Below are 11,618 nucleotides of genomic sequence, written 5' to 3' on the forward strand. Positions count from 1 at the left end.
CGCGATGACAGGCCGCTCACGGCCTCAAACGTCAACGCGTGCTCGGACGACCGACCATGTCTTCGCTCCTCGTGAGTCACTCGCTGCGCACAAACACTAGCTCCCACTCGGCAGGGCACGAAAGCCGATTGAGGGCTGAGCAGACGACGGGGGATCACCGGCGGAACTCGCCGGCTGACTGACTCTGCTCTGCGGCCCGCTTCTGGGCCTGGACACGATGGTTGGGACCATCGGGGCGGGGTGAGTGTCGTCAAGGCTCCGCGTCAGGACAGGGCGAGGACGCAGAACTCGTGGCCCTCCGGGTCCACCAGGCACGTCCACGGGACGTCGCCCTGGCCGAGGTCGAGGTCGGTGGCGCCGAGTGTCCGCAGCCGGGCCACCTCCGCTGCTTTGTCGTCACCGGGGTACGGCAGCAGGTCGAGATGGACGCGGTCCGGCACGGTCTTCACGTCGGGCGTGCGGAGGAACTCGAGATACGGGCCGACCCCCTTGGCGGAGCGCAACACCGCATGATCGTCGGTCACCTCGTGCAGGGTCCAGTCCATCGCCTCACCCCAGAACCGCGCCATGGCCCGCGGATCCGCGCAGTCGACCACCACCGCGGCGATCGGCCCGGTGTCCCGGTAGACCTCCCGAGGCTCCAGCACGCAGAACTCGTTGCCCTCGGGGTCGGCGAGGACCGTCCACGGCACTTTGCCCTGGCCCACGTGGGCGGGCGTCGCACCGAGAGCCTGGAGGCGCGCGACCAACTCCGCCTGATGGGCCGCAGAGGTGGTGGCGAGATCGAGGTGCACACGGTTCTTTGCTGTCGTCTTGGGTTCCGGGACGGGAACGACGTCGACGCAGACGGCGACCGGGTCCGGCCAAACGAGGCCGCCGCCGGGTCCGACATAGGTGGTCACGCCGGGGCTGTAAGCACTCCAGCCGAGCGCCTCCGCCCAGAACCGGCCGACCGCCGAGGCATCAAGAGCCTTTATGTTCACCATCACAGGTCGCAGTGCCATGCCGGCGATCCTATGCACCCGCTCTGCAACGACGTCCGCACCGTCGCCAACCAGAGATCAACTCGCTCACCAGCCGCAGAGCTCAGCACGCCAACCAGGGTGCTCGGCCCGCCAGTTGAACCGCTCACTCGCCGGATGAAGTGCTGAGTCACAGCGGTCCGGGGCTCGCAGCGTGTCCGGGGACGTCAGGTCGAACTCGAGGTGTTCGATGCTCGCGACCCGACCCGACAGGTGCGGTCCGAACGTTTGGGCGGGGAAGTCGACGCTGTCGGTGGGGAATTACGTGACGGTCCACACTTGAGTAGCTTGACCAGGTACCACTTCTGCGCGCCCGGGCTCTTGGGTGCCGGGCGGGTGAACGGCTTCTGCACCGTGGTGTCCAGACCTGGGTTGATGACTGCGTCAGGCACCGGCTGGAGCTTCCGGCCGCAGTTTCCCGGGCTGGTACGACGCGGTGACGACCGGCGGCCATGTGGGTTACGAGTCGTGGCTGGAGCGAGCCCGGCTGATCCTGCTGGACTTCGGCCCGGACGTGGTTGGGATCGCCTCCAGCCGTTCTGGCTCCACTGGGCGTTGGTGAAGGTGCCGGCCGCGGGGTACGAGGTACTCCCTGGTCGGCCGGACCGAGTACCACCGCTCACAGATTCGGCGCCGGCTCCGCGCGGTGACCCGGGCGGATGAGGAACGGCTGATCGAATGGCTCGCGGACGAGGCGTGCCGGCCATGCTCGGCAGACGCGGCGGCTCGTCAGCCGGCTCAACCTGCTCCGCTGTTGTCTGTACCTCCAGTCGGCGGAAGCGCTCTGGCCCGCGCGGGTGGTCGGCTTCCGAACCAGACTCTCCCCGAACGCGAAGTCCCATCGAAGGCGGCACCGTGACCGCATGAAGCTGTCCGAAGTCAGACATGATGCCCGGTCGGTCCGTTGGTGGCTGCTGCTGGCCAGTGCCACGATGCTCTTCGTCGAGCTGGCGCTGATCAGATGGGCGGGTGCCAACGTTGTCCACCTCAGCTACTTTTCGAACTTCATCCTGCTGGGGTCGTTTCTCGGCATCGGCCTCGGGTTCCTGATCCCCGCCACGCGTGGGCAGTGGATCAAACGCTGGGCACCGGTTCCGCTCGCGCTTCTCGTCATCCTGGTACGCGCATATCCGGTGCAGGTGCGTCAGAGCAGCGAACAGATCATCTACTTCACCGCCGTGAAGACCACCGGTCTTCCCGAGTGGGTGACGCTGCCGGTCATCTTCCTGCTCACCACGGTGATCATGGCTGCGATCGGCAAGATCACCGCCGATCTGTTCCGTCAGCTTCCCCCACTCGACGCTTACCGCTTCGACCTGCTCGGCAGCATCACCGGCTCGGTGTCTTTCGCCCTGTTGTCCTGGCTCGGCGCCCCGTCGGTCGTGTGGGGCGTGATCGTTGCCGCGGCGTTGCTGATCCTCGGTGGCCGACGCAACGCCTTGCGGTACGCCGTCCCCCTCACGGCGATGGTCGCTGCGCTGTTCCTGGAGACGACCACAGCCGGCATCTCCTGGTCGCCGTACTACAAGATCCAGGTCACACCCAAGGCATCCGCCCAGGGGTACCGCATCTCCGCCAACGGCGTCCCGCACCAGAGCATCATCCCGCTGTCGGTGCTGATGCAGAAGAACTCGCCCTATCGGCAGGCGTACGACCAGACGCCTGCCAATCCGCACAAGAACGTGTTGGTCATCGGGGCCGGCAACGGCAATGACGTCGCCGTCGCGCTGGCGCATGGAGCGCAGCGCGTGGACGCGGTCGAGATCGATCCCCGACTGCAGCAGATCGGTGCACAGCTGCACCCCGCGAAGCCGTACGCCGACCCCAGGGTGCACGTCCACATCAACGATGGACGGGCCTACTTGGAGCGGACGAACGCCAAGTACGACCTCATCGTCCTGGCGCTGCCCGACTCGCTCACGCTGGTATCCGGGGCGAGCAATCTGCGCCTGGAGAGCTACCTGTTCACCCAGCAGTCGTTCGAGGCCGCGCGCGATCACCTGGCGCCGCACGGTGCCTTCGCCATGTACAACTACTACCGGACGAACTGGCTGGTCGACCGCTTCGCAGGCTCCCTCGACGACATCTACGGCCATGCACCCTGCATGACGACGTTCGCCAGGAACGCGGCGGTGCTGGTGGCTGGAATGACGACCACCGACCAGTCGTGCAAGAAGGTCTGGCGGCCCAGCGGCGCTGTCCCGGCGGCCGCGACGGACGACCACCCGTTCCCGTATCTGCTTCACCGGACCATCCCCACGCTCTACCTGGGCGTGCTGGGCGGGATCCTGCTGGTCACATTGCTGTCGGTGCGCCTGACCGGGGTCCGGATCCGAAGCACGGTCCGCTACACCGACATGTTCCTGATGGGCGCCGCCTTCATGCTGCTCGAAACGAAGAACGTGATCGGCTTCGCGCTCTACTTCGGTACGACCTGGCTGGTCAACGCCCTGGTCTTCATCGGTGTCCTGATTGCCGTGCTCGCCGCGGTCGAGGTCCGACGCAGACTGCGGCGGGTCAACCAGCCACTGCTGCAGCTGCTGCTCTTCGGCGCCCTCGCGGTAGCCTGGCTCGTCCCGGCGCACGCCGTGCTCTCGCTGCCCTTCGCCGGACGGCTCGCTGCCGCCATCGCTCTGGCCTTCGCCCCCATCTTCTTTGCCAACCTCATGTTCTCGGACCGCCTCGCGCTCGCCCCCGATCCCACATCCGCATTCGGCGCCAATCTGGTGGGCGCCCTGACCGGCGGTGTGCTCGAGTACCTCGCGCTGGTAACGGGCTATCAGGCACTCCTGCTGGTGGTCGCCCTGCTGTACCTGGGGGCGTGCGTCGCCATGCGGTTCGCCGGGCGCAGACCGAACAAACAATCGATGCCAATGCCGGCACAGGACGAGGTGACTTTCGACCGGCAGTAGAGATTCGTCCCATCGCCGGTCAGGCCACGCATGGTCGTGCTGGGGCTGATAAGACTTACGGCGGGGAGCGTCTTCGGCCCCGGGGACCAATCGAACCGTGGCTGGCGCTGAGATTGATCATGGCTGCCCAGCTCCGGGATGTGGCGTCCGGTTTCCCTGAAAGCCCAGTGGGCTCGGATGACGGGTGGCTACCGTCTGCCGGGTGCCGGTGGAAATTCTGACGGATCAGCAGGCGGCGACGTAAGGACGGTTCGTTGAGGAGCCGACGCGGCCGGAGCTGGAGCGGTTCTACTCCTTGACGACGTGGACCGGGACCTGATTGTGCTGCGCCGTACGACAAGCGGGTCTCGACCGACCAGCAGTCGACCGCCCGGCAGAACCTCGTCCTGGCGGAGGCCGGGATCGAGGACCCGGTCGTCTTCGAGGAGGACCCGGGCACCTCCAGCCGCCTCCACCCGCTCCAGCGGCCGAAGTTCCGCGCGCACCTCGACTACGCCCGGCCGGGCGACACCGTACACATCTCCGAGATGTTCCGCCTCGTACGCGGCACCCAGCACATCCTCGATGTCCTCGACGTCCTCCACGACGGCGCGTTCTCCGCGATGGACCTCACGGCCCGCCACCCGCGTATCAAAGAGCTGCTGTCCACGGTGATGTTCATGGTGCAGACCCTCGCGGCCGCCGGTGAACTCCAGCGCGACCTCCAGCGCGAGCTGACCTACGACGGACTGCGAGCCGCCGAGGCCAAGGGCAGCAAGGGCGGCCGCCGCCCCGCATCCCGGCCGGGAAGACCGACACCGTACGCGTGGCCTACCTGGGTGGCCGGTCCATCGCCGCCCCGGCCCGCGAGCACGGCGTCAGCCGCGGCGCCATCCGCACGGCCGTCGCCGACCTCATGCCCGAGCACACCACCGCCGGCCACGAGGACACCCCGCCCCCGGAGCTGCCGGTCACCCTCGACATGCCGGGCAAGATCGCCGACTTCCTCCGTACCTCCGAGCTGGATCCCGCCGAGCGTGCCGCGCTCGACCACGGCGTGACCGTCCGACGCGGCCAGGGCTACACGCTGCGCGTCACCGCCGCGCCGTCGTCCACCGCCGGCTCCTCGCCCACTGCCAGCCCCTCAACGGCACCTCAGCCATCCCCGCACAGCGCAAGGCCCGCCGCGAGTACGAGAACCGCGTCAGCGCCCTCCCGACGGCTACAGCCGGACCATGATCAATCTCAGCGCCAACCACGGTTCGATTGATCCCCGGGGCCGGACTGGCAGCCGGGTCTGCTGACGCGGCAGCGGTGTGGGGTCCCTTACGGTCGGGTGAGAATTTCGGCTCCGTTGTCGGTGATGGCGATGGTGTGCTCGCTGTGCGCGGTCCGGCAGCCCGTCGCGCTGCGCAGCGTCCAACCGTCGGCGTCGGTGACGAGTGTGGCCGTGTCGGCCATGACCCAGGGCTCCAGGGCGAGCAGCAGTCCGGGGCGCAGCTTGTATCCGCGGCCGGGCCGTCCGGTGTTCGCGACGTGTGGGTCCTGGTGCATGGTCGAGCCGATGCCGTGACCTCCGAACTCGGTGTTGATCGGGTAGCCCGCCTTGCTGAGGACCGTGCCGATGGCGTGGGAGAGGTCGCCGATGCGCGCCCCAGGCTTGGCGGCGGCGATGCCGGCGGCGAGCGCACGTTCGGTCGTCTCGATCATCGCGACGCTCTCCGCTGGCCTGGCCTTGCCCACCAGAAAGCTGATCGCGGCGTCCGCGGCCACCCCGCCCCTGGCTACGGCGAGGTCGAGAGTCAGCAGATCCCCGTCTGCCAGCGTGTAGTTGTGAGGCCGCCCATGGAGCACTCCGTCGTTGACAGCCGTGCAGATGTAGTGCCCGAACGGGCCGCGCCCGAAGGAAGGCGCGTAGTCGACGTAGCAGGACTGCGCTCGCGCCTCGGTGATCATCTCCTTGGCCCACTGGTCGATGTCCAGCAGGTTCGTCCCGACCGTGCTGCGCTGCTTCAGCGTGTGCAGGATGTTTCCGACCAGCGCGCCGGTGTCCCTCGCCCGCTCAAGCCGCGCGGAGTTCAGGATCTCAATCATGGGGGACCTCTCACGTATGTCCAATAACTATCCCGGTCTAACTGTACCGGTATTAGAATGGGGGCATGGTCAGGTTGCCGCTCACCCCCGCCGAGGTAGAACGCGGACAGCGCCTTGGCGCCCTGCTCCGCAGAGCCCGGGGCTGCCGCTCGATGCTGGACGTGGCGCTCGCTTCGCACATCTCGCCGGAAACTCTGCGGAAGATCGAATCCGGCCGTGTGGCTACCCCCGCCTTCCCGACCATCGCAGCGATCGCCGACACCCTCGGCCTGTCTCTCGACGCCGTCTGGGCCGAGATCAGCCAGGCGGAGCGAACCGTCGAGGATCAGTCGATCCTGCCTGTCACACGGCATCCATCGCTGGTTTCGTAACGCCGCACTCAGAGAGTCAGCGGTTCACTGACCGTGCTGTGCCGGTACGCCTGCGCGCACGCTGATGACCTCGTCGACCAACTCCACCGGCACGGCCGGGCAGGTTCTTGACCTGCCTCGCATTGACCAGGATCACGTCCGCGACGCCGCTTCCGGGACCAGACCTTGAAGACGTCTCCGAAGGCCATGACACATCCACCCACGAAGTAGGTGGACATGCCCGCGCCCTTGTCCGGATTCCATTCGCCACCGCGCAACGAGCGCTCCACGAAGCGAGGCGCGGCTGCGGCGATGCTGTCCACCGCGAGGGCTTCGCGCACTTCAGAGGTCCGGGCGCGGATGGCGAGTCCGGTCTCCGAAGGGTCGAAGACGACGCTGTAGCGGAGGCAGTGGCGAGCGATGTCACCTGTGCGCAAGACCGCATCAGCGCCCTCCCGACGGCTACAGCCGGTCCATGATCAATCTCAGCGCCAACCACGGTTCGATTGAACCCCGGGGCCGGTCTTCCAGGTTGGGAATGCGCTCCCTGCCGTCGTCAGGTATGCGCCGGGTCAGCGACGCGGAAATCCCACCCGCGGGTCACTGCATGCGGCTCGACCCCGAGGCAGGGCGGCAGAGTGACCCAGATCATGGGCATGGCGGAGCATGGATGCCCTGCGCCGGCCGATGTTCTCTTGACGGCATGAACGCACACCGTGAGGTTCCCTTTCCCACTCCGTCCCACTGGATCGACGGCCGCGCGGTCGAGGGGGCCGGACCACTGATCGACGTCGTGAACCCGGCCGACGAGTCCGTGATCGCCTCCGTGCACGAGGGGACGGCCGAGGACGTGGACAAGGCGGTGGACGCCGCGCTCGCCGCCTTCCCCGCATGGTCGTCGACCTCGCCGGAAGACCGCATCGCCGTCATGCGGCGCCTTGCCGAGGGAATGCAGAAGCACTCCGAGGAGCTCGCGGCCACCATCACGCTGGAGATGGGCGCCCCGATCAGCTTCTCGCGGCAGGCGCAGGCCGGATTCCCCGTGGCGTCGACACTCGCCGCGATCACTGCGGCCGAGAAGTACGAGTGGACGGAGGTGATCGAGAACTCGCTCGTCATCCATGAGCCGATAGGCGTCGTGGGCGCGATCACCCCGTGGAACTTCCCGCTCCAGCAACTGGTGACCAAGGTCGTCCCGGCGATGCTGGCGGGCAACACCGTGGTGCTCAAGCCCTCGGAAGTCTCTCCCCTCAGCGCCCGGATGTTCGCGGAGATCGCCACCGAAGCCGGTCTGCCGAACGGCGTGTTCAACGTCGTGCAGGGCACCGGCCCGGTCGTCGGCGAGGCCATCTCCCGGCATCCGAAGATCGACATGATCTCCTTCACCGGGTCCACCCGTGCCGGCAAGAGCGTGTCCGTCGCCGCCTCCGACACGGTCAAGCGGGTCGCGCTCGAACTGGGCGGCAAGGCGGCCCACATCGTCCTGCCCGAGGCCGACCTCGACTTCGCCGTCCAGCGTGGACTGGCCTACGCCTGGTCCAACGGAGGACAGGCGTGCGGCGCCTACGTCCGCATGCTCGTGCCCGCGGACCTTCAGCAGACCGTGGTCGAGAAGCTGCGTGCCGCTGCCGCGGAGTACACGGTCGGCGACCCCGCCGACGAGGCCACGCGGATCGGTCCGGTCGCATCGGAGACCCAGCGCAAACGCGTGGACGGCTACATCCGGCGCGGTATCACCGACGGCGCCACGCTCGTGGTCGGCGGGCCGGGCAGGCCGGAGGGCTTCGAGACCGGCGCCTACGTCAAGCCCACGATCTTCTCGGACGTCGCCCCCGACTCCGTCATCGCCCAGGAGGAGATCTTCGGCCCCGTCCTGGTCGTGATCCCCTACACCGACGACGACCACGCCGTCGAGATCGCCAACGGCACCATCTACGGCCTCAACGGTGCCATCACCGGCGACGAGGAACACGCCATGGCGATCGCCAAGCGCCTGCGCGTCGGCCAGGTCGACGTCAACGGTGGGAAGCACAACTTCCAAGCACCGTTCGGTGGTTACAAACAGTCCGGCAACGGCCGGGAGATGGGCCGCGCCGGCATCGAGGAGTTCCTGGAGACCAAGGCGATCACCCGCTGACCCACCGCCGCCGCACCCGCGAGAAGGGGCCGGGCCCGCGTGCGGGTGCTGAGCCCAGGGGCCATGGACCAACCGTCGTCCACGGCCCCCGGGCGCGGATGGTGCTGAACGGCACATGCCTGGCGGGAATCGGCGATCGGGCCGCGACGCTCACACCGTTGTGGTCCTGAACGACGGCCCCTGCCGACACGGCAGCATCCCTCTCAGGGGCGCGTCGGGACCGCCGCAGAACCGTCCAGGACCAGCAGATCCCTTCGGGGAAGACCACCAGCCGAGAGGAAGAACAGCCATGGCGGACCGAGCAGGGCTGGCGGCCTTCCTACGGGCGCGCCGTGAGGCCCTTCAGCCGGAGGACGTCGGGCTTCCCCGCGGACGCCGCAGGCGTACCGGCGGGCTGCGCCGCGAGGAGGTCGCGGCGCTGTGCGACATGTCGGTCGACTACTACAGCCGACTCGAGCAACCGCGAGGGCCCCACCCCTCGGAGCAGATGCTCGCCGCGATCGCCCGCGGTCTGCACCTGTCACTGGAGGAGCGGGACCATCTGTTCCAGCTCGCCGGGCACGCCCTGCCCGGCAGGGTGCGGCGCGACGACCACATCACCCCGGGGATGATGCGCATCCTGGACCGGCTGGAGGACACCCCCGCCCAGGTGATGAACCACCTGGGCGAGACGCTGAAGCAGACCCGCATGGCTGTGGCGCTGCTGGGCGACGAGACGGTCTACACCGGACTGGCGCGCAGTGCGCACTACCGCTGGTTCACCGATCCCGCCTCCCGCCTGGTCCACCCCGAGAGCGACCACCCCGAGCAGAGCCGACAGATGGTGGCCGACCTCCACGGCGCCTACGCCCGTGACGGCGGCGACTCGCGTGCCGGCGCACTCGTCGACGCGCTGCGTGAGGAAAGCCCCGAGTTCGCCGGGCTCTGGCATGAACGCCCGGTGCTGGCGCCCTACTGCGCCTCCAAACACTTCCGGCACCCGCAGGTGGGGACGCTGGAACTGCACTGCCAGACCCTCGTCGACCCGGACCAGTCCCACCGGCTCCTGGTCTACACCGCGGTTCCGGGCACCGAGAGCCACACCAGCCTCCGACTCCTGTCCGTCCTGGATCAGTCCCTTCCGGCCTGAGGGCTGCATACCCGCTGGTCAGCTCTCGCGCGCACAGGCAGGACCGCGGTGCTGTGAGTGTCACAGCCGAGCGGGCTGTCCGATCTCGATCTCAAGTCTCCGCCGACACGACGCCTCGACCTATGCTGCAAAGGTTGCGGCATCGATGGGTCTCGTCTGCTACGACCCCCGAATTCAGCAGCTCAGAGGGCGTTCTTCTGCCTCCCTGGCATGACCGGTAGGGCTGTGTCGGCGGATCAGCTTCCTGATGGCAGATGCGTTTTGCGTCGGCCATGTTCCTGACCGGCTTCTGGTGCGCCGTAGGAGAACCTGTACCCGGTGAAGTCGGCGACGTGAACGTATCCGATGCGCTGGTAGAGGGCGTTGCTGGTGGGATTGGCCGGGTCCGCGAACAGGACGACGTCCGTCGCGCCCGCGGCCAGCGCGGCACGGCTCACCTCGACCGAAACGGCGCCCGCGTAGCCGCGCCCCCGGAGGTGGGCCGGGGTGTAGACGGGGTCCACCCGGACCATGCCGCCGACGATCGAGGTCGCGGCCGCCATGGAGAGGGGGTTGCCGTCCGGGGTCTCCCAGAATGTGAAGTGTCTGTCGCCGAAACGCGAGTCGGCCCAGGAGCCGGAGTCGATCAAGTCGATGGAGGACTGCTCGCCGACGTCGACGCAGAACTCACGGCACCAGCGCACGACTTGCTCGTGGTCCTGCCCGCCCGCGATGCGGCCCCGGCCTTCTGGGCGCGGCTGCGGTGGGGTGAGCGTGCCGAGACGGTAAAGATGCGTTCGCCAGAAGGGCATCGACGCTGCGCCTGTGTGCCGCTGCCATGTCTCGGCGAAAGCGGTGGCGGTGTCGTGGTCTGCGATGACGTTGGAGGGGAAGTGGCCGAGGCCGGCCAGGTGAGCGGCGAGGGTGTCGGCCTGCTTGGCGGAGAGGGGGGTGAGGCCCAGACGGCCGCGCGGAGTGCGGTAAAAGATGGCGCGGACCTCGCCTCCTGACTCCAGTCGGCCGAAGACGGTGGCTTCGGCACCGTGTGCGTCCGCCCCACGTGTTCGCAGTTTCTCGATGTCGGTCAGCGGCGTGTTGTGCAGGGCGGGGCGCGAGCGCAGGAAGTCTCCGGCTCGGGCGAGGAAGTCGTCGACGTCTTCGGTGAGTTGCCAGTCGTCCGGGAGCATGATTCATGATCCCTGACGTACTCGACTCGGGGGAGCACTTTGCTCGGAGGCGCACCGTCAGGTGGTCGCTCACGTCGGCAGGTGCTCCAGGCCGTCTCCTGGTTCAGGCCGCGAAGCCGATGGTGGTGACGTACTCGTACTGGCCCCACTCGGAACCGAGGTCCACCACCGCGTCACTGATCCAGGCGTCGTCCAGGGCCTCTTCGTCGTCGTTGGCCCACGCCTCGACGATGCGGTCCCAGTGGCGGACGTTGAGCGTGCGGTAGGAGACCACACGCCGACGGGGCGGATCGACCTGGGACTGGTTGAGCGGGTGGAACTCGACGCGGGTGCCGCGGCCTTCACGGTTGAGGCGCGCGAGCAGGTAGCGGACGACATTGTGACGGCGCACGGTCCGGTAGGCCGTCTCGATGCGCTGGAGGTTCTTCTTCGAGGGGCTCCGGTTGCCGTCCAGCCACGCCCTGAGGGTGCGGTCGGTGACAGTCAGGCCGCCCGCACGGGCCGCCTCACGGGCGTGGGCGGTGCGGGTGAGGTAGTGCAGACGTGCGAGCAGGCCACGCCGTGCCGTGATCGGGGTGGCGATGAAGCCGGCGAGGGCATCGAGCTGGCGGGCGACGGCCTCGTGTCCCTTGATACCGAGAGCCCCATATCTGCCGAAATCGATATTCCTCTCCGGCATCCTCTTCCCCTCGCACCGCGAAATCCCGACAAACCCTCACAAACATATTCTTCAATGAAGCCTGATACTACAGGACTTCAGGACGCGAACTCTCGATCGGGTAGGAGGGCCGGTTCGCCCGGCCCTCCCCCCACACCACCGGACATGCGG

General features: G+C 68.0%; 9 protein-coding genes and 2 pseudogenes. 7 read left to right on the forward strand and 4 right to left on the reverse strand.

Annotation, left to right across the window (positions count from 1 at the left end; all coding sequences use genetic code 11):
- Positions 1-263 precede the first annotated feature (263 nt).
- The gene (locus IEZ19_RS35735) at positions 264-1,004 is read right to left on the reverse strand and encodes a VOC family protein (RefSeq protein ID WP_189315542.1); all 741 of its coding nucleotides are present in this window, start codon (positions 1,002-1,004) and stop codon (positions 264-266) included.
- 427 nt (positions 1,005-1,431) lie between these two features.
- Here IEZ19_RS35735 and IEZ19_RS54245 point away from each other — a divergent pair.
- The 4 genes and pseudogenes from IEZ19_RS54245 to IEZ19_RS51415 all read left to right on the forward strand — a co-directional run.
- Positions 1,432-1,574, forward strand: a pseudogene (locus IEZ19_RS54245) (TnsA-like heteromeric transposase endonuclease subunit); the annotation flags it as partial.
- Between the two features lie 311 nt (positions 1,575-1,885).
- Positions 1,886-3,934, forward strand: a complete 2,049-nt coding sequence (locus tag IEZ19_RS35740) for a spermine/spermidine synthase domain-containing protein (protein WP_189315543.1) — start codon at positions 1,886-1,888, stop codon at positions 3,932-3,934.
- Between the two features lie 401 nt (positions 3,935-4,335).
- Positions 4,336-4,629, forward strand: a pseudogene (locus IEZ19_RS51410) (recombinase family protein); the annotation flags it as partial.
- Between the two features lie 110 nt (positions 4,630-4,739).
- The gene (locus tag IEZ19_RS51415; RefSeq protein ID WP_229841216.1) at positions 4,740-5,183 is read left to right on the forward strand and encodes a hypothetical protein; all 444 of its coding nucleotides are present in this window, start codon (positions 4,740-4,742) and stop codon (positions 5,181-5,183) included.
- A 56-nt stretch (positions 5,184-5,239) separates the two neighbouring features.
- Here IEZ19_RS51415 and map read toward each other — a convergent pair whose 3' ends face one another.
- The gene (gene map / locus IEZ19_RS35750) at positions 5,240-6,007 is read right to left on the reverse strand and encodes a type I methionyl aminopeptidase (protein ID WP_189315544.1); all 768 of its coding nucleotides are present in this window, start codon (positions 6,005-6,007) and stop codon (positions 5,240-5,242) included.
- 65 nt (positions 6,008-6,072) lie between these two features.
- On the opposite strand from map, the gene IEZ19_RS35755 reads away from it, so the two are divergent.
- The 3 genes from IEZ19_RS35755 (at position 6,073) to IEZ19_RS35765 (ending at position 9,623) form a co-directional block, all read left to right on the forward strand.
- Positions 6,073-6,378, forward strand: coding sequence for a helix-turn-helix domain-containing protein (locus tag IEZ19_RS35755; RefSeq protein ID WP_189315545.1), 306 nt, complete (start codon positions 6,073-6,075; stop codon positions 6,376-6,378).
- A 649-nt stretch (positions 6,379-7,027) separates the two neighbouring features.
- Positions 7,028-8,494 (forward strand): aldehyde dehydrogenase family protein, encoded by a 1,467-nt coding sequence (locus IEZ19_RS35760; protein WP_189315546.1) that lies wholly within the window; start codon positions 7,028-7,030, stop codon positions 8,492-8,494.
- A 289-nt stretch (positions 8,495-8,783) separates the two neighbouring features.
- Positions 8,784-9,623, forward strand: coding sequence for a helix-turn-helix transcriptional regulator (locus IEZ19_RS35765; RefSeq protein ID WP_189315547.1), 840 nt, complete (start codon positions 8,784-8,786; stop codon positions 9,621-9,623).
- A 236-nt stretch (positions 9,624-9,859) separates the two neighbouring features.
- Here IEZ19_RS35765 and IEZ19_RS35770 read toward each other — a convergent pair whose 3' ends face one another.
- A complete protein-coding gene (locus IEZ19_RS35770) occupies positions 9,860-10,789 on the reverse strand; it encodes a GNAT family N-acetyltransferase (RefSeq protein WP_189315548.1) in 930 nt (309 codons plus the stop codon).
- 103 nt (positions 10,790-10,892) lie between these two features.
- Positions 10,893-11,468 (reverse strand): transcriptional regulator, encoded by a 576-nt coding sequence (locus IEZ19_RS35775; protein ID WP_189315549.1) that lies wholly within the window; start codon positions 11,466-11,468, stop codon positions 10,893-10,895.
- Positions 11,469-11,618 lie beyond the last annotated feature (150 nt).

This window comes from Streptomyces brasiliensis, assembly GCF_014647875.1.
Lineage (GTDB): Bacteria > Actinomycetota > Actinomycetes > Streptomycetales > Streptomycetaceae > Streptomyces > Streptomyces brasiliensis.